Below are 21,680 nucleotides of genomic sequence, written 5' to 3' on the forward strand. Positions count from 1 at the left end.
CGGGCACCACAGCGACCTGCGGCGGCTGCGCACCGCCTACCGCCTGCTGCGGCGCGTCTCGACCCTCACCGCACTCGGCTACTTCACCCTGTTCCTCCTGCTGTCCGGATACGCCCCGTCCCTGATGACCCGCCCCGTCGGTGACGGCGGACTCACCACCGGCCTGCTCCTCGGCCTGTGCCAGCTCCCCGTCACGCTCGCCGCCGTCGCCGTCTACGAATGGACCGCCCACCGCACCGTCGACCCGCTCAGCGCAGGACTCCGCGACCGGGCGGGCCGCCACCACCACCACGGCACGGCCCGAACGCCGGCCGGGGACCCCGGGACGGGAACCGCCCGGTGAACGTATTCGACGAGTCCGCCAGGACGATGTCCCTCACCGCGTTCATCGCCGTCGCCAGCATCACCCTGCTGCTCTGCGTCATGACCGGACCCGACCGCGACGACCTCGACGCGTTCTACACCGGCTACCGCTCGCTCTCACCCCTACGGAGCGGCCTCGCCATCGCCGGCGACTACCTCTCCGCCGCCACCGTCCTCGGCACCACCGGAGTCATCGCCCTCACCGGCCACGACGGCCTCGTACTCGCCCTCAGCACGGCACTCTCCCTGGTCCTGCTGATGTTCCTGCTCGCCGAACCCCTGCGCAACGCGGGCCGGTTCACCATGGGCGACATGCTCACCCGGCGCACCCCGGGCCGGGCCGCCCGCATCGCCTCCTGCGCCGTCACCCTCGCCGCCCTGCTGCCGCTGATGGTCGTCCAGCTCGCCGGCAGCGGCAGCCTGCTCGCCTTCGTCCTCGGCTTCGACAGCTCCGGATTCCGCACCGGATCCATCATCGCCCTCGGCGTCGTCATGATCGGTTACGCGGCCATCGGCGGGATGAAGGGCACCGCCCTGATCCAGATCATCAAGACCGTCGCCCTCCTCGGCGCGGGCCTCCTCGTCTCCGTCCTCGTCCTCGACCGCTTCGACTGGGACACCGGCGCCCTCCTCCACGCCGCCGGGACGGGCAGCGGAGCGGGCGCCGCCTACCTGCGCTCCGGACTCCAGTTCGGCGGCAACGACCTCGACATGATCAGCTCCGAACTGACCGTCGTGCTCGGCGGCGCCTGCCTGCCCCACATCACCATGCGGATGACCAGCGTCCGCAGCGCACGGGCGGTCCGCCGCTCCCTCTCCTGGGCCGTCTGCGTCGTCGTCGGCCTCTGCCTCCTCCTCGCCGTCACCGGATTCGGAGCCGCCGCCCTCGTCGGACACGACCGCATCACCGCCGCCGGAGCCCAGGGCAACAGTGCGATCCTCCAGGTCACCGGCGCCGTCGCGGGCGGCGGCGAGATCGGAGCACTCGTCGTCACCACCATGACCACGGCGATCTTCCTGACCCTGCTCGCCTCCGTCGCCGGAATGATCCTGGCCTGCGCCAACTCCCTCGCCCACGACCTCTTCGCACACGGTCTGCGTACCCACGGGCAGATGAGCAGCCGCACCGAGATGGCCACGGCCCAGGGCGCGGCCGTCGGAGTCGGGGCACTCGCCGTCACCCTCGCCGTCCTCGCCCGCCACTGGAACGTCCAGGCCCTGGTGGCCCTCTCCTTCTGCATCGGCGCGTCCGCCATCGCCCCGGCACTCGTCTACAGCATGTTCTGGCGCCGCTTCACCCGCACCGGACTGCTCTGCACCCTGATCGGCGGCACCACCTGCGTCCTCGTCCTCATCACGGGCACCGATCTCGTCTCCGGCTCCCCCGGATCGGTCTTCCCCCACCGCGACTTCAACTGGTTCCCGCTCACCACGACCGGCCTGGTCTCCATCCCCTTCGGCTTCCTGGCCGGCTGGCTGGGCAGCATCCACGGACGGGACAAGGACCCCACCGGACAACGCCGCCGCTACGAGGCAGTCGAACCCTGGATCCTCGCGGGGGCCCCACCCGCCGGACGCCGCTGACCGGCCCGCCCCCGGGCCGCACGCCTCACTCCCCCGCGGGCCCCGCCACCGCACGCCCCGTCAGCGCGGCCAGCGAATTGCGTACGTGCGTCATGTGCGCCTGCACCTCCTCGCGGCCCTCCTCGTGCTCCCGCAGCACCCGCTCCGTCTCCCGCACGACACGGTCCCGAGCCGCCCCCGCCTCCGACAACAGCTCCGCTGCCCGCGCGTCCGCGTCCTCCTGGCCGTGCCGGGCCGCCTCCTCGGTCTCCGCCAGCTCCCGCCGGGCCGAGGCGAGCAACGCCTCCCCGCGGGCCACCAGCCCCGACTCGTACTCCGAAGCGGCGGCCTCGGCCCCGGCGATCTCCGCATCCGCCGCCTTCCCCCGCTCGGCATGCTCCTGCTCCTGATGCGCCAGCACACCCGCCGTACGCCGGCGCGTCTCCGCCATCTCCGCGTCCGCGGCCGCCCGCGCCTCACCGGCGTCCCGACGCGCCTCCTCCACCAGCTCCCCGGCCGCACCCCTCGCCGCGGCCAGCTCCTCCTCCGCACGCGCGTTCGCCGCGGCCCGCACCGCACCCGCCTGCTCACGCGCCGCCTCACGCACCTCCCGGCCCGCCGCGTCCGCCGCGTCCCGCAGGGCCTGAGCCTCCTCCTGCGCCGCACCCCCGGCCGCCTCCGCCTCGGCCTCCGCGAGCCCCAGAATCAGCTGCGCCCGCTCCCCCAGGGACTGATACGTCTGCGGCGCGAGCGAGGCCACCACCTCGCCCAGCCGCGCCGACTCCGCCGCCAGCTCCTCGGCCATCACCGATAGCCGGGACAGCCGCTCCAGGGCCGCGTCCCGCTCGTCCGAGAGCGAGGCCACCGTCCGGTCCACCTGTTCAGGACGGTAACCACGCCCCCGTACACCGACGAAACCGTGCGCGGACACCGGTCCACCACTCATCCCTGAAGCCCTCTTCCCGCTCTCCGACGCCCCGACCGTGCAGCAATACGTCAAGGATGCGGTAATTCGCCCTGAAGTCGGAATCGATCAGCCGCATTCAGGACGGAAGCGATCCGCATCACAGAACCGCACAGAAAAGGCGCCCGCCCCACCAGGGGACGAGCGCCTCTCCTTCACAACAGATCAGAACCGATCGGACACGGTCACAACAGCCCGTCCCACATCTGCTCCAGCAGAACCGCCCACCAGCTCTCCGGCGACGCCAGCGCCGCCGGATCCACCGCCACCAGCTGCGCCTGGAAATCGACCGTCCAACGCCCCGCCTGCTCCGGATTCAACCCGTACCGCAGACGCCACATCCGGCCCAGCAACGCCATCGACCGCACGAACTCGGGCAGCCCCGTGTTCACGAACTGCGGCGGCACCGGCTGACCACCCGGACCCGCCTCCACCGGCACGGCCACGATGTTCGCCGTGCCGTACTGCACACAGATCGCCCGGCCGAAGTCCGAGCCCATCACCAGATACGAACCCGCGTCCGACGCCGCCTGCACCTGACGCTGCGCCGCCAGCTCCGCCAGCGTCGGCACCACCGGATGACCCGGCTGCGCCCAGAAGAACGGCCCGAAATCAGCGGGCAGTCCCGCCCACACCAGCGTCCGCGCCACCACCTCGGGCACACCCTGACGGGACACCGCCCGCTGGTCGAAACGCAGCACACCGGGACCGAACGCCCCGTGCAACTCCTCCGCCAGCGCCTCCGGAGGCACCACCGGAGCAGGCGGCACCTGCGGCAACGGCGCACGCACCGGAGCCGGCCGCGCCGGACCGTCCGCCACCTGGTGCAACTCACCCTGATGCGTCAGCAGATGCTGCATGCCCTGCTGCCGGCTCGCGTGATCCGTCCCGTACGGCGCCACACTCGTGATCCGGACCTGCGGCCAGGTCTCCCTGATCATCCGCGCACAGTAACCACCCGGCAGCTCACACGACTCCAGCTCCGTGTGCAGCTCGATCACCTGCTGCGGCGGCACGTTCATCGCCCGCAGCTCATGCAGCATCTGCCACTCCGGATGCGGCGTACCCGGCGCCGAACGCCGGATCAGCTGCTGCTCACTGCCATCGGGCGCACGGAAACGCAGCACCGCCTGATAGCCGGGGCCCACCGTCGGCTGCCCCACCGGCTGCTGCGGATAGCCGTACGCCCCCGAAGGCGGCGGCGGGGTCTGCGGACCCGGCGTCCCGGGAGGACCGGGAGGCGCCGGAGGACCGGGCGGCCCCGGCGCACCCGGGCCGGCCTGACCCGGCCCCGCCAGCATCGTCGCCGCATGGTGCACCCCGCCGCCCTGAGGCGGCGTCGCACCCGGAGGCGGACCAGGAGGCCCAGGAGGAGCAGGAGCGCCCGGAGGCGGCGTGGAGCCGGGCGGAGGCGGCGGCACCGCACCCTGACCACCCGGCGCACCCGGAGGCCCCGGAGGACCAGGAGGCCCCGGCGGACGCGGAGCGTTCGGACCACCGATGCTCGCATCGGCGAACATCGTCGCCGCATGATGCACCCCGCCACCCGGAGGCGGCGTCGCACCCGGAGGCGGACCAGGAGGCCCAGGAGGCCCAGGAGGCCCCGGCACACCCGGAGACGGCGTCGCCCCGGGAGGACCGAGCTGGGAAACCATCTGCGTCGGCACATAACCGCCCGCAGGAGCACCCGGCGCACCCGGCCCCGACGGCGGAGCAGTCCCCGGCCGCACCCCCGGCGTACCGGGCGCCCCGGGAGGCGGCGGAGTCGTCGGCCCCACTCCCCGCGCACCCCGCGGCGGAACAACGGCCTTGCTCGTCGCCGCATCGGCGATGTCCTGCGCCCCGGACCCCGCACCGGGCACCCCGGGAGCCGGAGCCGAAGGACCGGCGGGAGCCACCGACCCAGGAGCCGGCGCCTGCGGATCCAGCCCCGGAACGACCGCCGTCGCCGGCAGCGCACTGCCACCCGACATCAGCGCCGTAGGAGCCTCCGCCGGAACGACCGGCGGCGGAGTCCCGTCGTCGTCCGAACCCGAGAGCGGCGGCGCGAACACCGTCGCCGGCAGCGCCACCCCGCCCTCGTCACCCTCCGCGTTCACGTCCGTACCCGCCCAGGGAGTCCCCCCGGCCGGCACCCCGTCGTTCGCCGTCGGCTCGTGGTCCTGCTGCCCACCGGCAGCCGGCCACGCGGCACCCGCATCGGCCGCGGGCACAGGAACGGACGGGGCGGACGGATCAACAGGGGACGACGCAGCCGACGAGGACGACGACGGCACGGAATCCGCCGGCGGCGCATCCGAATCCGCCCGCCGGTCCGGAATCCCCAGCTTGTCCGCCGCCTCCTGGAGCCACTCCGGCGGCGTCAACAGGAACGACGTCTGATTCAGATCGATACGCTGCGGCGGCTCCGGAGCGGACGGCGCCTCCGCCGACACCCCGTAATCCTCCTCGTAGCGCCGTATCACCTCACCCACCGGCAGCCCCGGCCACAACGTCGCCTCGCCACTGTCCCGGGCGATCACCAGCCGCTGACGGCCACCGTCCGACACGGGCCCCTCGGCCCGGTCCTCGGCCCACACCACGAAACCCAGCTCGAACTCACGGACCCGGACCTCACGGTGCTGATACGCGGGCACATCACCGTTGACCCACTCGTCCGCCCGCTCCTGCGCCTGCGCGAAGGTCACCACCGCGCTCACCCCTCCACCGGGACGGCCCGCGCGAAGCCACCGTCCACCATCAGGTTCGCCACCGTCTCCAGCTCCGGCGGATTACCCGCCAGACGCTGCAGGAAAGCATCGAAATCCTCACCGCACGGCAACAGGAGCCGATCCACCCGCTCCTGCACACCCCAGCCGTCCTGATCCCGCGCGTCGTCGAACGCACAGAACCACACCGACCCCACACCCTCACCCCGGACCTTCACCGCCAGGATGCCGCCCTGGACGAAACCCACACCCAGGAAATCCTTCGTGAAGTGATCCCGCAGACACTTGTTCACATACACCAGGTCGTTCATCGCGGCTTCCTCACGCACGGTGAAGAACGGCTGGTCCACCAGCAGACCCAGCTCCGCATCCAACGCCGCACCCACCGGAGCCGAACCACCCGCCGCCTTCAGGAACGACCGGTACGCCCCCGGAAGCCGATACCCCAGATCCTCCTCGACCCCCAGGATCTGCTGCTCACCCACCGCCACAGAACCCTTCGGCAGCCGGAAATGAGCGGGCCGCGTCTCCTGCAGCGGCCGCGTCCCCCGACGGTCCTGATCCACCGGAGTCGTCGCCAGGCCACCGTGATGACGCAACAACGCCTTCACCTCGACCGGCACCAGCTCCATCCGCCGGCCACCCGCCACGTGATGCCACGTCCAGCCGTGCGGAGTCGCCACCGCGGGAATCGTGTCCCACAGCTCATGACCGTCCGCCGCCAGCGCCGCGTTCGCCGACACGTAATCCGTCAGCCGCAACTCGTCGACACCGAACCCCGGAGGAGGATCCGCGATCTCCGCCGCCGCACGCGCGTACGGCGAAAGCACCGGATAGCCGTTCTCGTCCACGCGCACACCTCTAGGGTGGCGGGACGCCCGGACTGGATCCGGGAAGTGAACGACCTGCCCGGCATAGGCCGCGTTCGGTGGCGCGGCTTGCTGCCCGAGCCGACCTGTCGTCATGGCGGTTGCCCCCTGCTGCGTCCGGTGTTCCGCACAGCCTATGCGGTGACGCGACAAAGCCCCCCGCCCCCGCACCCCACTCACCGAACGTCACCACCGCGTGACGGACACGCGACAACCAAGACACCGAGCCGCGACACGCAGACACGTTTCACCGACCCAGCTTCCGCAGCACCCTGCATATTTGGCAGGCTGTCCCCCGCAACTCGGGGGATTGCAGGGAGGGACACCAGCGCCATGCACACAGCACAACCAGTCACATCCGGAGATCCGCGACTCAGTTGGAGCACCACCGAGCCCCACCGCGCACCCCGTCTCCACCACCGCCGCGACGGCATCCTGCCCGCGGTGGCCGCAGCGCTGTCCGTCCGCGGGGAGACACTCACCTGCACCGCCGGCAAGGGCGACCAGCCACCCGTCCTCCACCCCCTCGTGCAGGACTTCCTCGACGCCCTCACCAGCAACCAGCGCGAACGCTTCACCGGCCGCTGCCCCGAAGCCATACTCCTGTCACGCCAGCTCACCGCGGCCGACGACAGCCGGTCCAAACGGGCCCAGCGAAAACCCCTCACCAACGGTGAGGCCCGCCGCGCACTCAAACACGCCCGCATCACCGCCCGCCGCATCCGCGAGGACGGCGACCCCCTCCACGGCAGCTACGCACCCCCCTGCCGCTCCTGCACGGCGATGCTCGCCCACTTCGGCGTACGCCCCGTCGACCTCACCACAGGTGCGGCGACCACCGCCGAGAAGGGCTGAGCACACCACCATGCACAACCGGACCGACGTACCGGCCCAACAGAGCCGCACCTCCACCACCCGCTTCCCCGTCGCCGTCGACGCCGCACTCCGCGACGCCGGATGGCAACCCGGACGCTGGGACATCCGCCAGGCCGAGGAATGGGCCGACGCCCTCCGCTCCCACGCCTCCCCCGCCGGACACCAGCACGCCGTCTTCCCTGCCGCGGTCGAAGCCTGGGCGGAATTCGGCGGCCTCACCCTCACCTCCCCCGCACCCGGCCGGCAGATCGCCACCGCCACCGTGCGCATCGACCCGATCAGCGGACTCCACCTCGCCCGCACACTCGGCGACCTCGGACGCGCCCTCGCCACCGAAGTGGCACCCCTCGGCGAAGAAGGCGACGGACAGGCCGTCCTCGCCATCGACAACGAAGGACGCGTCTACTCCATCGACCACACCGGCGACTGGTACCTCGGCTCCGACATCGACCGCGCGCTCGAAACCCTCATGACCGGCGCACAGCCCTCACGCCTCACCTCGGGCTGAACAACGCGACCGGCCGGAACAGCGAACCGGGGCGCCCTACGCCGTCCCGCCGTCCGGCAGCACCGCCGACACCCGGAAACCCCCCGCGTCCGTCGGACCCGACACGAACACACCCCCGAGCCCCAGCACCCGCTCCCGCATCCCCACCAGACCGTTTCCACCGCTCGGCAGCCCCGCATCCGCCGTCACACCGTCCGTCGGACCGTTCTCCACCTGCATCGCCACCTCCACCCCCCGATGCGCCAGCCGCACCCACGTCTTCGCACCCGCCGCGTGCTTGTGCACGTTCGTCAACGCCTCCTGCACCACCCGGTACGCCGTCTGCTCCACCTCAGGCGCGTACGGACGCAGCTCCCCCTCCACCGACAGCTCCACGGTCATCCCCGCCTCACGGGACTGCGCCACCAGCGCCTCCACCTCGCACAACCGGGGCCCGTCCTCCGCCGCGGCAGCCACCGCGACGGCCGCCGCCCGCCCCACGGACGCGAGCGGCACCTGCCCCGGCCGCGGCGCCACCGGAGCGTCCCCGCTCCGCAGCACCCCGAGCATCTCCCGCAGCTCCGTCAGCGCCTGCCGGCCCATGTCCCCCACCAGCGCCGCGTTGCGCACCGCCTTCGCCGGATCCTTCGGAGCCACCGCCTGCAACGCCGCCGCGTGCACCACCATCAGACTCACCCGGTGCGCCACCACGTCGTGCATCTCCCGCGCGATCCGGGTCCGCTCCTCCGTACGCGCCCACTCGGCCCGCTCCTCCGCCCGGTCCGCGAGCAGCGACAGCTCCCGCTCCAGCGAGTCCGCGCGCTCCCGCAGGCTCTCCATCAGCCTGCGCCTGGCCCCGACGTAGAGACCGAAGATCGCCGACGGTGCCGTCAGCCCCAGCGACATGAAGAGGGACACCACCGGGACGTACCAGACACCCGGCCCGAAGTCGGCATCGGCGTCCACGCTCTGCCGCAGCCGTACGTACGACACGATGAAGGTGCCGACCAGCGTCATCCCCGTCAGCACGATCGTGATCCTGCGCGGCACCTCGGAAGCCGCCAGGGTGTACAGCCCGACGATCCCCATCAGGAAGCCCATCTCGGCGGGCGTCGTCGCTATCGACACCAGCACCACGGCGATCGGCCACCGTCTGCGCACCACCAGAACCGAACCCGCCAGCAGCCCGAAGAGCACCCCGAGCGGCACCGGCAGCCCGGTGTCCCCGGCGAACTCCACCCCCTCCAGCGCACACTCCAGCGCCGAGACCAGCGCCAGTCCCACGTCCAGGGCGGCACTGCGCCGCCGCTCCCACCACCAGTAGCCGCGGGTGGTCGGTCCCGCCGCTTCCCGGTCTGCCCCCGTTGCGGTCATGGCATCCAGCCTACGGGCGGGCGCATGTCTTTTTCCGGAGACTCCATCAGCACAGAAAATGACTGGTCACACCGCAAGCATGCGTAGATCGCACGATCCGGTGGACCGAGCATTCTTTCGACCTGGACGTCCGCATTCCGGACAAGGCTGTCCGCATGACACATGCCAACGGCAAGCACGCGGACTTCGAGGGCCTGCGCGAGAAGGCGGTCGCGCTGCGGCGGGAGGGGCTCAGCGTGCGGCAGATCAGAGACCGCCTGAAGGTCTTCAACAACGACATCCTGAACCGACTCCTCCAGGGCGAGCCCGCCCCGGAGCGTTACTGGGCCGAACTCACAGGCGCCGCACCCTCGGCGTTCGGCAAGACCTCGCTCAAAAGGCACTCCCCGAAGACGAACCGGAAGAACACAGGGGAGGGCTACCAGGGTTGCCTCGTGGTCCGAGTTCTGAAAGGCGCGGAGCTCTACCGTCGCGTAGAGGGCGCCTGGTACGGCATAGTGTTGGGTGCGAATCGAGCGGACTAGAGGAATGCCCGTTTCGTTCCCCCATGGTGTAATTGGCAGCACAGTAGCTTTTGGTGCTATTTGTCCGGGTTCAAGTCCTGGTGGGGGAGCTGCACACCCGGGCCCCGACCTCACCGGTCGGGGCCCGCGCTCGTTTCGGGCGTAAACGCCCCCGGTATCCTGCGGGTGTCCACCACCCGAAGCCGAAGGGCACATCCGTGAGCGCCAACCGCCCGGCCGCCGTCGTCGTCCTCGCAGCGGGTGAGGGCACCCGCATGAAGTCGAAGACCCCCAAGGTCCTGCACGAGATCGCCGGGCGCTCGCTCGTCGGACATGTCGTCGCCGCCTCCCGTGAGCTCACCCCCGAGCACCTCGTCGTGGTCGTCGGCCACGCGGGCGAGCAGGTCACCGCGCACCTCTCCACCGGGGACACTCCCGTACGCACCGCCTACCAGGCAGAGCAGAACGGCACCGGACACGCCGTGCGGATGGCGCTGGAGGAGCTCGGCGGCACCGTCGACGGCACCGTCATCGTCGTGTGCGGGGACACCCCGCTGCTCTCCGGCGAGACCCTCTCCGCACTGGCCTCCACCCACGGCACCGACGCGAACGCCGTCACGGTGCTGACCGCGGAGGTCCCGGACGCGACCGGCTACGGCCGGATCGTCCGCGACGCGTCCACCGGGGCGGTCACCCAGATCGTCGAGCACAAGGACGCCACCGACGCCCAGCGCGCGATCCGTGAGATCAACTCCGGGGTCTTCGCCTTCGACGGCCGGCTGCTGAGCGAGGCCCTCGGCAAGGTGCGTACGGACAACAGCCAGGGCGAGGAGTACCTCACCGACGTGCTGTCGATCCTGCGCGGGGAGGGGCACCGCGTCGGCGCCTCGGTCACGGGCGACCACCGGGAGATCCTGGGCATCAACAACCGGCTCCAGCTGGCGGAGGCGCGGCGCCTGCTCAACGAGCGGCTGCTGGAGCGCGCGATGCTGGCGGGCGTGACGGTCGTGGACCCGGCGTCGACGCTGATCGACGCGACGGTGACGTACGAGCGTGACGCGGTCGTGCACCCGGGGACCCAGCTGCTGGGGTCGACGCATCTCGCCGAGGACGCCGAGGTGGGCCCGAACTCCCGTCTGAAGGACACCGTGGTCCACGCGGGCGCCCGGCTGGACAACACGGTCGCGGACGGCGCCGAGGTGGGCCCCGGGGCGACCGCGGGCCCGTTCGCGTATCTGCGTCCGGGTACGCGGCTGGGTGCGAAGGCCAAGGCCGGTACGTACGTCGAGATGAAGAACGCGGTGATCGGTGAGGGCACGAAGGTGCCGCACCTGAGCTACGTCGGGGACGCGACGATCGGTGACCACACCAACATCGGTGCGGCGAGCGTCTTCGTGAACTACGACGGGGTGGCCAAGCACCACACCACGATCGGTTCGCACTGCCGGACCGGGTCGGACAATATGTTTGTGGCGCCTGTCACGGTCGGGGACGGCGTTTACACGGCTGCGGGTTCGGTCATCACCAAGGACGTACCGCCCGGTTCACTGGCCGTGGCCCGGGGCCAGCAGCGGAATATCGAGGGCTGGGTGGCCCGGAAGCGTCCCGGGAGCGCCGCGGCGCAGGCCGCCCAGGCTGCCGTCCAGGAGTCCGACGGCGAAAGCTGACCGGAAACAGGTGCGCCGAAGGCGGCGTACCGTGATAGATGCTCACCCATTTCGGCTGGCTCGTCGCACATCGGGACACATGCGCGCGGTGCCAGATACACGTCTGAGGAGACTGTGCTGTGACCGGGATCAAGACGACCGGCGAGAAGAAACTGATGTTCTTCTCCGGCCGCGCCCACCCCGAGCTGGCCGAGGAGGTCGCACATCAACTGGGTGTCGGCCTCGTGCCGACGAAGGCCTTCGATTTCGCCAACGGTGAGATCTACGTGCGTTTCCAGGAGTCCGCTCGCGGCGCCGACTGCTTCCTGATCCAGAGCCACACGGCTCCGATCAACAAGTGGATCATGGAGCAGCTGATCATGCTGGACGCGCTGAAGCGCGCCTCGGCGCGGTCCATCACGGTGATCGTGCCGTTCTACGGTTACGCCCGTCAGGACAAGAAGCACCGTGGCCGTGAGCCGATCTCGGCCCGTATGGTCGCGGACCTGATGAAGACGGCGGGTGCGGACCGCATCCTCACCGTCGATCTGCACACGGACCAGATCCAGGGCTTCTTCGACGGCCCGGTGGACCACCTGTTCGCGCTGCCGATCCTGGCGGACTACGTCGGTGCGAAGGTGGACCGGTCGAAGTTGACGATCGTGTCGCCGGACGCCGGCCGTGTGCGTGTGGCGGACCGCTGGTGCGACCGGCTGGACGCCCCGCTGGCGATCGTCCACAAGCGTCGTGACAAGGACGTTCCGAACCAGGTCAGCGTCCACGAGGTCGTGGGCAACGTCGAGGGCCGGGTGTGTGTCCTGGTCGACGACATGATCGACACGGGTGGCACGATCTGTGCCGCTGCGGACGCGCTGTTCGCGCACGGTGCCGAGGACGTCATAGTGACGGCGACGCACGGGGTGCTCTCGGGTCCCGCCGCCGACCGCCTGAAGAACTCCAAGGTGAGCGAGTTCGTGTTCACGGACACGCTGCCGACGCCGGGTGAGCTGGAGATCGACAAGATCACGGTGCTGTCCATCGCGCCGACGATCGCGCGTGCGGTCCGTGAGGTCTTCGAGGACGGTTCGGTGACGAGCCTCTTCGAGGAGCAGGAGTGATCACCTTCGGGTGACCGCTTCCTGGACGATCTCCGGGTGACCTCCTGCGGGTGATCGACTTTGGGTACGGCCTCCCCGCCGGGTAGACTCTGCGAGTTGCTCGGCGAGGGAGGCCGTTCTCATGCTGGTCATGGGAATCGGTGGTCCGTTATCGACGTGCTCTTCGTAGCAGGCCTTTCGTGGGCCGGGTGACCATCGGTTTTTCGTCACCTTACGAGGAGTGCAGCATGGCTGAGATCAAGCTCGACGCAACGGTCCGCACGGAGTTCGGCAAGGGCGCTGCCCGCCGTACCCGTCGCGCCAACCTGGTTCCCGGGGTCGTCTACGGCCACGGTGCCGAGTCGGTTCACGTCAACCTGCCGGCCCACGCGCTGCAGCTCGCGCTCCGTACCGCCAACGTCCTCATCGGTCTCGAGATCGACGGCAAGGACGCCCTGGTCATCCCGAAGGCCGTCCAGCGCAACGCCATCAAGGGCAACATCGAGCACGTCGACCTCCTCACCGTGAAGCGCGGCGAGAAGGTCGAGGTCGAGATCGCGGTTCACGTCGACGGTGACCTGGCCCCGGGCGGCAACCTGCTGGAGTACGTGCAGAACACCCTGCTCGTCGAGGCCGAGGCCACCCACATCCCCGAGTCCGTCACGGTCTCGATCGCGGGTCTGGACGCCGGTGACTCGATCCTGGCGAAGGACATCCCGCTGCCGAAGGGCTCCGTGCTCGCCGGTGACGAGGACGCCGTCGTGCTCCAGGTCGTCGCGGCTCAGGTCGAGGAGGCCCCCGCGGAGGAGGCTCCGGCCGAGGCCTGATCCTCGCCCCACCTGCTTCACTGACGGGGTGGCGGTTCCCTTCCGGGGGTGCCGCCGCCCCGTTTGCCTGTATCCAGGGGCCTGTTCACGGCCGCTCGCCCGTACCCGAGGAGACTCAGCGCGATGTCCGACGTCACCGACCCCTGGCTGATCGTGGGCCTGGGCAATCCCGGTCCCGACTATGCGGCGAATCGGCACAACGTCGGTTTCATGGTGGCCGATCTGCTGGCGGAACGTATCGGCGGGAAGTTCAAGCGGGCGCAGAAGGCGCAGGCGCAGGTGGTGGAGGGCCGGGTGGGGCCTCCGGGGCCCGGGAGCCGGCGGGTGGTGCTGGCGAAGCCGATGTCGTACATGAATCTGTCCGGCGGGCCGGTCACGGCGTTGCGTGACTTCTACAAGGTGCCGTTGGATCACGTCGTGGCGGTGCATGACGAGCTGGACATCGATTTCGGGATGCTGCGGCTGAAGCTGGGTGGTGGCGACAACGGGCACAACGGGCTGAAGTCGATGACGAAGGCGATGGGTCCGGACTACCACCGGGTGCGGTTCGGGATCGGGCGGCCGCCGGGGCGGATGCAGGTCGCCGATTTCGTGCTGAAGGATTTCTCGTCCGCCGAGCGCAAGGAGCTGGCGTATCTGGTGGACCGGTCGGCGGATGCGGTGGAGTCGTTGCTGGCGGAGGGGCTGGAGCGGGCTCAGTCCGCGTACAACTCCTGACATTCGTGCTGCTTCTTGGGTGTTTTTCGGCCATAGGTTGACCGGCGGTGGGGCTCTGCCCAAGGATCTGCCCCCATGAAACGGAGTTCCTCGCACCGGCTGGTGGCCCACGGCCGTACGTTCGCCGCCGGCTGTGTCGTGTTGTTGCTGCTGGCCGCGGGGGTGTGGTCGTCGTGGGACACGGCGTACCACATCGTTCTGGCCAAGGGCCGGGAGCACGGGACGATGGCGGTGACGTCGTGCGGTGAGGATGTGTGCACGGGGTCGTTCTCGCCGGACGCCGATGCGCAGGGGCGGGACGCGGTGACGATCGAGCGGTCCGTCGCGGTGCGGAAGGGGGACCGTTTCCCTGTCGTGGTGAAGCCCGGGTCCGGTGACGTGGTGCGTACCGGGACGCCGGGCTTTCTGCATGCGTGGGTGCCGTTGGGTGGCGCGATGGTGCTGGCCGCTCTGGTGATCGGTGGCGGGATGCGGCTGACGCGGACGGCGTGGGGGACGGGGATCGCGGGTGCGGCCCTGTTGACGGCGACGTTCGTCGCCCTCTGACAGGGCCGCACCCGCTCAGTCGTCCCGCGTGGGGGTCAGCCGGTGTTGCGGAGGCCGGCGGCGACACCGTTGACGGTGAGGAGCAGGGCCCGTGCGAGCAGCGGGTCGGCTTCCTCGCCGCTTTCGGCGGCCTGGCGCTGGCGGGCGAGCAGGGAGACCTGGAGGTAGCTGATCGGGTCCAGGTAGGCGTCGCGGATGGCGAAGGTCTGCTGGAGCACCGGGCTGGTGCCGAGGAGTTCCTTGCCGCCGGTGACCTTGAGTACCTCACTCACGGTGAGCTCGTGTTCGGCGCGGATGGCGTCGAAGACGTGCTTGAGCTCGTCGGGGACGAGGGTGTCGACGTAGTGCTGGGCGATGCGCAGGTCGGTCTTGGCCAGGGTCATCTCGACGTTGGAGAGGAAGTTCTGGAAGAAGTGCCACTGTTCGTGCATCTCGTCCAGGACGGTGTCGAGGCCTGCCTCGCGCAGTGCCTTGAGGCCTGAGCCGACGCCGAACCAGCCGGGGACGATCTGGCGGGACTGGGTCCAGCCGAAGACCCACGGGATGGCGCGCAGGCCGTCGAGCGAGACGCCGGATCCGGGGCGGCGGGAGGGCCTTGAGCCCAGGTGGAGGTCGGCGAGCTGGTCGACGGGGGTGGAGGCGAGGAAGTACGCGGGCAGGTCGGGGTCTTCGACGAGCTTGCGGTAGGCGTCGTGCGCGGCGTCGGAGACGGTGTCCATGGCCGCGTCCCAGCGGGCGAGTGCCTCGTCGGACTGGCGGGGTGCGGTGTGGAGCGCGGAGGCCTGGAGGGTGGCCGCGACGGTCAGTTCCAGGTTCTCGCGGGCGAGTGCGGGGATGAGGTACTTGTCGGAGATGACCTCGCCCTGTTCGGTCACCTTGATCTCGCCCTCGAGCGTGCCCCAGGGCTGGGCGAGGATCGCGTCGTGCGAGGGGCCGCCGCCGCGGCCGACGGTGCCGCCGCGGCCGTGGAAGAGGCGCAGGCGTACGCCGTAGCGGTGGGCGACGTCGCGGAGGCGTCGCTGGGCGCGGTGGATCTCCCACTGGGAGGTGGTGATGCCGCCGAACTTGGAGGAGTCGGAGTAGCCGAGCATGACCTCCTGGACGTCGCCGCGCAGGGAGACGAGGCGGCGGTAGGAGGGGTCGGCGAGCATCTCGTCGAGGATGACGTCGGCGGCCTTGAGCTCGTCGGTGGTCTCCAGGAGCGGGACGATGCCGATCTTGGCCCAGCCGCCGTGGAGGTCCAGCAGTCCTGCTTCGCGGGCGAGGACGGCGGCGGCGAAGACGTCGTCGGCTCCCTGGCACATCGAGATGATGTAGGACTCGATGACTTCGGGGCCGAAGCGTTCGAAGGCCTGCTTGATGGTGTGGAAGACGCCGAGGGTCTTCTCGCCGGCCGCGTCGAGGGGCGCGGGGGTGGGCGCGAGGGGGCGGCGGGAGCGGAGTTCCTTGGCGAGGAGCTTCTGCCGGTAGTCGCGGGGCATGTCGGCGTAGCGCCAGGATTCTTCGCCGAGGCGGTCGAAGAGCTGGCCGAGCGCGTGGTGGTGGGCGTCGGCGTGTTCGCGGACGTCCATGGTGGCGAGCTGCAGGCCGAAGGCGGAGAGCGTGCGGATGGTGCGGTCCATGCGGCCGTCGGCGAAGAGGCCGCCGCGGTGTTCGCGCAGGCTGGTCTGGATGAGCACGAGGTCGGCGAGGAGTTCGGCGGTGCCGAGGTAGTCGCAGCCGGGGCGGTGGGGGGTGCCGTTGGCGAGTCGCTCGCGGGTGTTGACGAGCTTCTGGCGGATGCAGGTGGCCTTGAGCCGGTAGGGCTCCTCGGCGTTCAGCCGCTTGTAGCGGGGGCTGATCTCGGGGAGGAGTTCCAGGTCGGTCTGGAGGGAGGTGAGGAGCTCGTCGGTGGCTCCGGTGTAGCGGATGGAGTTGGAGAGGAGTCCGCGGAGGTAGTCGACGAGTTCGAGGGCGTCGGTGATCCCGTGTTCGTGCTGGAGGATCAGGATGTCCCAGGTGACCTGGGGGGTGACGTTGGGGTTGCCGTCGCGGTCGCCGCCGATCCAGGTGCCGAAGGTGAGGGGGCGGGTGCCGGCGGGGAGTTCGACGCCGACGCGCTCCAGCTCTGCGGCCAGGTCCTCCAGGACGTCGCCGACCGCGTCGGCGTGGAGTTCGTCGAGGTAGTAGATGGCGTTGCGGGCTTCGTCGGCGGGCTCGGGCCGTACGACGCGGAGCTCGTCGGTCTGCCAGATGAGGTCGATGTTCTCGGCGAGCCGGAGGTCGTGGCGTCGGCGGTCGGCCTCGATGACGGGTGTTTCGAGGAGTGCGGCGATGCGGCGGAGCTTGTTCAGTACGGAGCGGCGTGCGGCTTCGGTGGGGTGTGCGGTGAAGACGGGCCGTACGTTGAGGTTCTTGACCGTTTCGCGCAGGTGTTCGGGGTCTGCGTCCTTGAGGCGGTCGGCGGTGCGGGCGAGGAGGCCGCCTTCGGCGGACCTGCGGTCGCGCATCTCGTGGGCGCGGTGGACCTGCTCGGTGACGTTGGCGAGGTGGAAGTAGGTGGAGAAGGCGCGCACGAGCTGTGCGGCGGTCTCCAGGTCCGTGTCGCCGAGGAGCTCGGCTGCTGCCTCGCCGTCCTCGCGGGTCAGGGCGCGGACGCGCTCGACGAGGTCGAGGAGGTCTTGCCCCTCCTGTCGTACGAGGGTCTCGCCGAGGAGGTCGCCGAGGCGGCGGATGTCGGCCCGCAGTTCGGTGGTGGCGGCGGGGGTCTGGTCGGCACTGCTCACAGTGTGCGGCTCCTTGCAGTGGTTGAGCACGTCTGTCAGGGGGGCCGGGGCGCTCGCGGTGCTGACGGGTCACCCCGGATATGCAGAGTGCGGACCGCGCTGTCCGACGCACCCAGGATAGGTGTCCGGGCGTCCGGCGTGCTCGCGGCCCTGCGGGGGTGGACAGGATCCGGGGTAGAAGAGGGGTGGGAGTGCGGTCGCACCTGGGTTGCCGCGGCGGCGCTCTCGTGTCGCGGCCCTTTTCGCTGCCATACTTACGTTGCCGTAGGTTACGGAAGCGTAGCCCGCTCATTCCGTCATATTTCCTCACCTCACGGGGGACTCCCCAATGCCCACCAGCCCCGATGTGATCGACGACGGCCTGCCGACGCCGGCAGGCGGCGCCGGAATCCCCTCCGCCACGCTCGGCGGCGACAAGAAGCGTTCGGTCGAGCAGCTCGCTCTGCTGCTCTTCATCGTGGTGCCCTTCGCGGCCCTGGTCGCGGCGGTGCCGCTGGCCTGGGGCCGCGGCGTCAGCTGGCTCGATCTGGGTCTGCTGGTCGTCATGTACTACTGGGGCTGCCACGGTGTGACGATCGGCTTCCACCGGTACTTCACGCACGGTTCCTTCAAGGCGAAGCGTCCGCTCCGCATCGTCCTGGCCGTCGCGGGTTCGATGGCGGTGGAGGGGCCGCTGGTGCGCTGGGTGGCCGATCACCGCAAGCACCACCGGTTCTCCGACGCCGAGGGCGACCCGCATTCGCCGTGGCGGTTCGGCGAGAATCTCCCTGCGCTGATGAAGGGCCTGTGGTGGGCCCACATCGGCTGGATGTTCAACGAGGAGCAGACGTCTCAGCAGAAGTACGCCCCGGATCTGGTCAGGGACCCGGCGATCCGTGGGATCTCGCGTCACTTCCTCAGTTTCACGATTCTCTCGCTGGCGATCCCGCCGCTGGTGGGCGGCCTGGTGACGATGTCGTGGTGGGGGGCGTTCACCGCCTTCTTCTGGGGTTCGCTGGTCCGCGTGGCGCTGCTGCACCACGTGACGTGGTCGATCAACTCGATCTGTCACGCGGTCGGCAAGCGGCCGTTCAAGTCGCGTGACCGGTCCGGGAACGTGTGGTGGCTGGCGGTGCTGTCGTGCGGTGAGTCCTGGCACAACCTGCACCACGCCGACCCGACGAGTGCGCGGCACGGGGTGATGCGGGGCCAGATCGATTCGAGCGCCCGGCTGATCCGCTGGTTCGAGAAGCTGGGCTGGGCGCACGACGTGCGGTGGCCCGATGCGTCACGTATCGCCTCCCGGCGCAAGCCCGTGGCCGCCGACCCGGCATGATTGACGACGTGGCGACCGACGGAAGCACAAGCGGCGAGAAGAGCATGCCTGCCCCCACGCGAAGGGCCCGGCGGGTCCGTATGACGGGCAAGGAGCGCCGCGAGCAACTGCTGGACATCGGCCGCACCCTGTTCGCCGACAAGGGCTTCGAGGGCACCTCGGTGGAGGAGATCGCGGCGCGTGCCGGGGTCTCCAAGCCCGTGGTGTACGAGCACTTCGGCGGCAAGGAGGGGCTGTACGCCGTCGTGGTCGACCGTGAGATGCGCCAGTTGCTGGATCTGGTGACGGGGGCGCTCACGGCGGGGCATCCGCGTGAGCTGCTGGAGCAGGCGGCGTTCGCGCTGCTCGACTACATCGAGACGTACACGGACGGTTTCCGGATCCTGGTGCGTGATTCCCCGGTCGCCCAGTCCACGGGGACGTTCGCGTCGCTGATCAGTGACATCGCGACGCAGGTCGAGGACATCCTGGGTCTGGAGTTCAAGGCCCGGGGCTTCGACGCGAAGCTGGCGCCGCTGTACGCGCAGGCGCTGGTGGGCATGGTGGCGCTGACGGGGCAGTGGTGGCTGGACGTGCGGAAGCCGAAGAAGGCCGAGGTCGCGGCCCATCTGGTGAATCTGGCGTGGCACGGGCTGGAGAACCTGGAGTCGAAGCCGCGGCTGATAGGGCACCGGAAGAACTGATCCGCGCGGTGCGCGCGTGATCGACCCGGTGACCAAGGCGTACGCCCTGACCGGGATCCATCATGACCGGCTGAAAACGGGTGTGCCCTTCCCTGTCGACATCGGTATCTCCGCCGAGGCCCTCGACGCGCTGTGACCCCCGGCGCGGGTGTTCAGACCGTCGTGCGGGCCACGGCGAAGATCCGGCGGAACGGGAGGACCGTGCCGTGCGGGCCCGCCGGGTAGGCGGTGCGCAACAGGTCGCGGTATGCGGTGAGGAAGGCGTCGTGCGCCCCCGGGTCGTCGGCGAGGGCGGTGAGGACGGGGCGCAGGCCGGTGCCCTTGACCCAGTCGAGGACGGGGTCCTCGCCCTGGAGCAGGTGCAGGTAGGTGGTCTCCCAGACGTCGACGGTCCGTCCGGGTGCGGCGAGGTGTTCCAGGTAGTCGGCGGGGGCGTGTACGGCGTCGCCGTGGCGCAGGAGGCCGCCGAGGCGCGTCCGCCAGCGGGGGGATTCGGCGAGCTCGCGCATGAGGGTGTGGCTGGGGGCGTCGAAGTTGCCGGGTACCTGGAAGGCGAGGGTGCCGCCGGGGTTGAGGGCGTCCAGCCAGCGGGGGAAGCGGGCGGTGTGGCCGGGGACCCATTGGAGCAGGGCGTTGGAGACGATCAGGTCGTACGTCTCGGAGGGCTCCCAGGTGGCGGCGTCGGCCTCGGCGAAGTCGAGGAGGGGGCCGGCGTGGGCGCGGGCGCGCTCCAGCATCTGGGGGGAGTTGTCGTAGCCGGTGATGCGGGCGGCGGGCCAGCGGTCGGCGAGGACGGTGGTGACGTTGCCGGCGCCGCAGCCGAGGTCGGCGATCCGGGGCGCGGGTTCGTGCGGGAGGGGTCCGGTCCGGGCCAGGAGGTCGTGGAAAGGGCGGGTGCGGTGGTCGGCGTGGCGGAGGTACTGGCCGGGGTCCCAGACGGGTGATGTCATGGTGTCAGGATCACCAGCAAGTCTCTTGATGTCAAGAGACTTGAATTCAAGAGACTTCATGTCGAGGGACCCTCTACACTGATCGACATGGAGGACGAGGTCGACCGACTGGTCGCTGCATGGCGCCGCGAGCGCCCCGACCTCGACGTGGAACCACTCGAGGTCCTGAGCCGCGTCTCCCGCCTGGCCCGCCATCTGGACCGGGCCCGCAGAATCGCCTTCACGGAGCACCAGCTGGAGCCCTGGGAGTTCGACGTCCTGACGTCGCTGCGCCGTGCGGGCGCCCCCTACCAGCTCTCCCCCGGCCAGCTCCTCACCCAGACGCTGGTCACCTCGGGCACGATGACGAACCGCATCGACCGGCTGACCAAGAAGAACCTGGTGGAGCGGCTGCCCGACCCGAGCGACCGCCGCGGTGTCCTCGTCCGGCTGACCGACCTGGGCCGCGACAAGGCCGACCAGTCGCTGGCCGGCCTGCTGTACCAGGAGCGGGCCATCCTGGGCGAGCTCTCCCGCCAGCAGCGCTCCGAACTGGCCGGACTGCTACGCCAGTTGACTGCCCCGTTCGACAACATCCCCGGATAGCCTGGCCGGGCCCACCCCGGCCCGCCGGGCCAGTGCCACGGCCGCCAGGGTCGAGTGCACGCCCAGCTTCCCCAGCACGTTCTGCATGTGTGTGCGCACCGTGTGCGGGGACAGGAAGAGCCGCTCCGCGACCGCCTTGCGGCCCAGACCCGCCACCATGCAGCGGAGCACCTCACGCTCGCGCGGCGTCAGCGACTCGACGAGCTGCTCGCTCTCGGTGCGGTGCCTGCGGGCCGCCGTCAGCTCCCGCAGCACACCGGTCAGCAGGGCGGGCGGCAGGTGCGTCTCGTCGCGCAGCACTCCCCGCATGACGGTCAGCAGGCGCTGCAGCGAGCAGTCCTTGGCGACCCAGCCCGAGGCTCCGGCGTGCAGCGCCGCCGCCGCCCGGCGCGGGTCGTCCTTCTCGGCGAGCACCACCGTGCGTATGTACGGACGGTGCGCGCGGACCCCGGCGACCAGCGAGATGCCGTCCACGGTACCGCCCCCGTCCTCGCCGTCCGGGGCGCTGCGCGGTGCGGGAACCGTGCGGGTGCCGCCCGTGGCGAGGACGCCCAACTCGGCGTCGACCAGCATCACGTCGTAGCGGCGTCCCTCGGCGGCCGCGCGTTCCAGACAGCGCAGCGCGGCGGGGCCACTGCCCGCCGCGGACACGTCGACGTCCGGTTCGGCCGCGAGGGCCGCCGCGAGCGACTCGGCAAAGATGCGGTGGTCGTCGACCACCAGAACCCGGATACGCGCCACAGACACCCCCATGCTGTGTGAGCTCCTGGGGCGCCCGTTCACGGCCGGCCCCGACGGGGACGGACCCTGCGGACACGACACCCGGAGCACTCCGGTGAACC

At 70.5% G+C, this 21,680-nt stretch carries 20 protein-coding genes, 1 tRNA gene and 1 pseudogene; 15 read left to right on the forward strand and 7 right to left on the reverse strand.

Translation table 11 applies throughout. From position 1 onward, the window contains the following. Positions 1 to 343 (forward strand): DUF485 domain-containing protein (locus tag B9S57_RS03080; protein ID WP_103513987.1); only part of this gene is annotated, 343 nt, incomplete at its 5' end. A 26-nt stretch (positions 344 to 369) separates the two neighbouring features. Continuing rightward, positions 370 to 1,947, forward strand: coding sequence for a cation acetate symporter (locus tag B9S57_RS03085; RefSeq protein ID WP_258036190.1), 1,578 nt, complete (start codon positions 370 to 372; stop codon positions 1,945 to 1,947). Between the two features lie 25 nt (positions 1,948 to 1,972). Here B9S57_RS03085 and B9S57_RS03090 read toward each other — a convergent pair whose 3' ends face one another. The 3 genes from B9S57_RS03090 to B9S57_RS03100 all read right to left on the reverse strand — a co-directional run bounded on the left by B9S57_RS03090 (position 1,973) and on the right by B9S57_RS03100 (position 6,563). Beyond that, complete coding sequence (locus B9S57_RS03090) at positions 1,973 to 2,872, reverse strand: cellulose-binding protein (protein WP_103513989.1); 900 nt, start codon at positions 2,870 to 2,872, stop codon at positions 1,973 to 1,975. 203 nt (positions 2,873 to 3,075) lie between these two features. Beyond that, positions 3,076 to 5,580 (reverse strand): SUKH-4 family immunity protein, encoded by a 2,505-nt coding sequence (locus B9S57_RS03095; RefSeq protein WP_374935908.1) that lies wholly within the window; start codon positions 5,578 to 5,580, stop codon positions 3,076 to 3,078. A gap of 5 nt (positions 5,581 to 5,585) precedes the next feature. Beyond that, positions 5,586 to 6,563: an SMI1/KNR4 family protein gene (locus B9S57_RS03100; RefSeq protein ID WP_103513991.1), complete on the reverse strand. Its 978-nt coding sequence runs from the start codon at positions 6,561 to 6,563 to the stop codon at positions 5,586 to 5,588. 237 nt (positions 6,564 to 6,800) lie between these two features. Here B9S57_RS03100 and B9S57_RS03105 point away from each other — a divergent pair, with 237 nt between their 5' ends. Together B9S57_RS03105 and B9S57_RS03110 are read left to right on the forward strand one after the other, a co-directional pair. Then, positions 6,801 to 7,322, forward strand: coding sequence for a YwqJ-related putative deaminase (locus B9S57_RS03105; protein WP_103513992.1), 522 nt, complete (start codon positions 6,801 to 6,803; stop codon positions 7,320 to 7,322). A gap of 10 nt (positions 7,323 to 7,332) precedes the next feature. Next, positions 7,333 to 7,851, forward strand: a complete 519-nt coding sequence (locus tag B9S57_RS03110; protein ID WP_103513993.1) for an SUKH-3 domain-containing protein — start codon at positions 7,333 to 7,335, stop codon at positions 7,849 to 7,851. A 36-nt stretch (positions 7,852 to 7,887) separates the two neighbouring features. Here B9S57_RS03110 and B9S57_RS03115 read toward each other — a convergent pair whose 3' ends face one another. Further along, the gene (locus B9S57_RS03115; RefSeq protein WP_103513994.1) at positions 7,888 to 9,204 is read right to left on the reverse strand and encodes a sensor histidine kinase; all 1,317 of its coding nucleotides are present in this window, start codon (positions 9,202 to 9,204) and stop codon (positions 7,888 to 7,890) included. Between the two features lie 155 nt (positions 9,205 to 9,359). On the opposite strand from B9S57_RS03115, the gene B9S57_RS03120 reads away from it, so the two are divergent. From B9S57_RS03120 to B9S57_RS03150, 7 genes are all read left to right on the forward strand, one after another. Next, a complete protein-coding gene (locus B9S57_RS03120) occupies positions 9,360 to 9,728 on the forward strand; it encodes a hypothetical protein (RefSeq protein ID WP_103513995.1) in 369 nt (122 codons plus the stop codon). A 17-nt stretch (positions 9,729 to 9,745) separates the two neighbouring features. Continuing rightward, positions 9,746 to 9,817 (forward strand) — tRNA-Gln (locus B9S57_RS03125). Between the two features lie 108 nt (positions 9,818 to 9,925). Next, positions 9,926 to 11,374 (forward strand): bifunctional UDP-N-acetylglucosamine diphosphorylase/glucosamine-1-phosphate N-acetyltransferase GlmU, encoded by a 1,449-nt coding sequence (glmU, locus tag B9S57_RS03130; protein ID WP_103513996.1) that lies wholly within the window; start codon positions 9,926 to 9,928, stop codon positions 11,372 to 11,374. A gap of 119 nt (positions 11,375 to 11,493) precedes the next feature. Then, the gene (locus B9S57_RS03135; protein WP_033301367.1) at positions 11,494 to 12,471 is read left to right on the forward strand and encodes a ribose-phosphate diphosphokinase; all 978 of its coding nucleotides are present in this window, start codon (positions 11,494 to 11,496) and stop codon (positions 12,469 to 12,471) included. 227 nt (positions 12,472 to 12,698) lie between these two features. Beyond that, the gene (locus B9S57_RS03140) at positions 12,699 to 13,277 is read left to right on the forward strand and encodes a 50S ribosomal protein L25/general stress protein Ctc (protein WP_103513997.1); all 579 of its coding nucleotides are present in this window, start codon (positions 12,699 to 12,701) and stop codon (positions 13,275 to 13,277) included. A gap of 123 nt (positions 13,278 to 13,400) precedes the next feature. After that, complete coding sequence (gene pth, locus B9S57_RS03145) at positions 13,401 to 13,994, forward strand: aminoacyl-tRNA hydrolase (protein WP_103513998.1); 594 nt, start codon at positions 13,401 to 13,403, stop codon at positions 13,992 to 13,994. Between the two features lie 75 nt (positions 13,995 to 14,069). Next, the gene (locus tag B9S57_RS03150) at positions 14,070 to 14,540 is read left to right on the forward strand and encodes a hypothetical protein (protein ID WP_103513999.1); all 471 of its coding nucleotides are present in this window, start codon (positions 14,070 to 14,072) and stop codon (positions 14,538 to 14,540) included. 35 nt (positions 14,541 to 14,575) lie between these two features. On the opposite strand, the gene ppc is transcribed toward B9S57_RS03150, so the two are convergent. Next, positions 14,576 to 17,305 carry a phosphoenolpyruvate carboxylase gene (gene ppc / locus B9S57_RS03155; protein WP_103514000.1) on the reverse strand — a complete coding sequence of 910 codons (2,730 nt, stop codon included), beginning with the start codon at positions 17,303 to 17,305 and terminating at the stop codon, positions 14,576 to 14,578. A gap of 328 nt (positions 17,306 to 17,633) precedes the next feature. Between ppc and B9S57_RS03160 the strand changes: the two genes are divergently transcribed. The 3 genes and pseudogenes from B9S57_RS03160 to B9S57_RS34115 form a co-directional block, all read left to right on the forward strand. After that, complete coding sequence (locus B9S57_RS03160) at positions 17,634 to 18,620, forward strand: fatty acid desaturase (protein WP_103514001.1); 987 nt, start codon at positions 17,634 to 17,636, stop codon at positions 18,618 to 18,620. Then, positions 18,617 to 19,303: a TetR/AcrR family transcriptional regulator gene (locus B9S57_RS03165; protein WP_103514002.1), complete on the forward strand. Its 687-nt coding sequence runs from the start codon at positions 18,617 to 18,619 to the stop codon at positions 19,301 to 19,303. Before B9S57_RS03160 ends, B9S57_RS03165 begins: the two co-directional genes overlap by 4 nt. Positions 19,304 to 19,322: 19 nt before the next feature. Further along, positions 19,323 to 19,439: pseudogene (locus B9S57_RS34115) on the forward strand (Uma2 family endonuclease); the annotation flags it as partial. A 16-nt stretch (positions 19,440 to 19,455) separates the two neighbouring features. Here the strand turns inward: B9S57_RS34115 and B9S57_RS03170 are convergent. Then, positions 19,456 to 20,253, reverse strand: a complete 798-nt coding sequence (locus B9S57_RS03170) for a trans-aconitate 2-methyltransferase (RefSeq protein WP_103514003.1) — start codon at positions 20,251 to 20,253, stop codon at positions 19,456 to 19,458. Between the two features lie 87 nt (positions 20,254 to 20,340). On the opposite strand from B9S57_RS03170, the gene B9S57_RS03175 reads away from it, so the two are divergent. Beyond that, positions 20,341 to 20,838: a MarR family winged helix-turn-helix transcriptional regulator gene (locus tag B9S57_RS03175; RefSeq protein ID WP_103514004.1), complete on the forward strand. Its 498-nt coding sequence runs from the start codon at positions 20,341 to 20,343 to the stop codon at positions 20,836 to 20,838. Here the strand turns inward: B9S57_RS03175 and B9S57_RS03180 are convergent. Then, a complete protein-coding gene (locus tag B9S57_RS03180; protein WP_181011215.1) occupies positions 20,797 to 21,591 on the reverse strand; it encodes a response regulator transcription factor in 795 nt (264 codons plus the stop codon). The two genes, B9S57_RS03175 and B9S57_RS03180, sit on opposite strands and share 42 nt — an antisense overlap. Between the last annotated feature and the right edge of the window lie 89 nt (positions 21,592 to 21,680).

This window comes from Streptomyces sp. SM10, from assembly GCF_002910915.1.
Taxonomy (GTDB): domain Bacteria; phylum Actinomycetota; class Actinomycetes; order Streptomycetales; family Streptomycetaceae; genus Streptomyces.

Bases quoted from the DNA above. Each gene is read 5' to 3' on its own strand.
- B9S57_RS03120 (WP_103513995.1), top strand. From the start codon at position 9,360: ATGACACATGCCAACGGCAAGCACGCGGACTTCGAGGGCCTGCGCGAG.
- B9S57_RS03180 (WP_181011215.1), bottom strand. From the start codon at position 21,591: ATGGGGGTGTCTGTGGCGCGTATCCGGGTTCTGGTGGTCGACGACCAC.
- B9S57_RS03085 (WP_258036190.1), top strand. From the start codon at position 370: ATGTCCCTCACCGCGTTCATCGCCGTCGCCAGCATCACCCTGCTGCTC.
- B9S57_RS03170 (WP_103514003.1), bottom strand. From the start codon at position 20,253: ATGACATCACCCGTCTGGGACCCCGGCCAGTACCTCCGCCACGCCGAC.
- B9S57_RS03160 (WP_103514001.1), top strand. From the start codon at position 17,634: ATGCCCACCAGCCCCGATGTGATCGACGACGGCCTGCCGACGCCGGCA.
- B9S57_RS03110 (WP_103513993.1), top strand. From the start codon at position 7,333: ATGCACAACCGGACCGACGTACCGGCCCAACAGAGCCGCACCTCCACC.
- B9S57_RS03175 (WP_103514004.1), top strand. From the start codon at position 20,341: ATGGAGGACGAGGTCGACCGACTGGTCGCTGCATGGCGCCGCGAGCGC.
- pth (WP_103513998.1), top strand. From the start codon at position 13,401: ATGTCCGACGTCACCGACCCCTGGCTGATCGTGGGCCTGGGCAATCCC.
- B9S57_RS03105 (WP_103513992.1), top strand. From the start codon at position 6,801: ATGCACACAGCACAACCAGTCACATCCGGAGATCCGCGACTCAGTTGG.
- B9S57_RS03150 (WP_103513999.1), top strand. From the start codon at position 14,070: ATGAAACGGAGTTCCTCGCACCGGCTGGTGGCCCACGGCCGTACGTTC.
- B9S57_RS03165 (WP_103514002.1), top strand. From the start codon at position 18,617: ATGATTGACGACGTGGCGACCGACGGAAGCACAAGCGGCGAGAAGAGC.
- B9S57_RS03100 (WP_103513991.1), bottom strand. From the start codon at position 6,563: ATGACGACAGGTCGGCTCGGGCAGCAAGCCGCGCCACCGAACGCGGCC.
- B9S57_RS03115 (WP_103513994.1), bottom strand. From the start codon at position 9,204: ATGACCGCAACGGGGGCAGACCGGGAAGCGGCGGGACCGACCACCCGC.
- B9S57_RS03140 (WP_103513997.1), top strand. From the start codon at position 12,699: ATGGCTGAGATCAAGCTCGACGCAACGGTCCGCACGGAGTTCGGCAAG.
- B9S57_RS03090 (WP_103513989.1), bottom strand. From the start codon at position 2,872: ATGAGTGGTGGACCGGTGTCCGCGCACGGTTTCGTCGGTGTACGGGGG.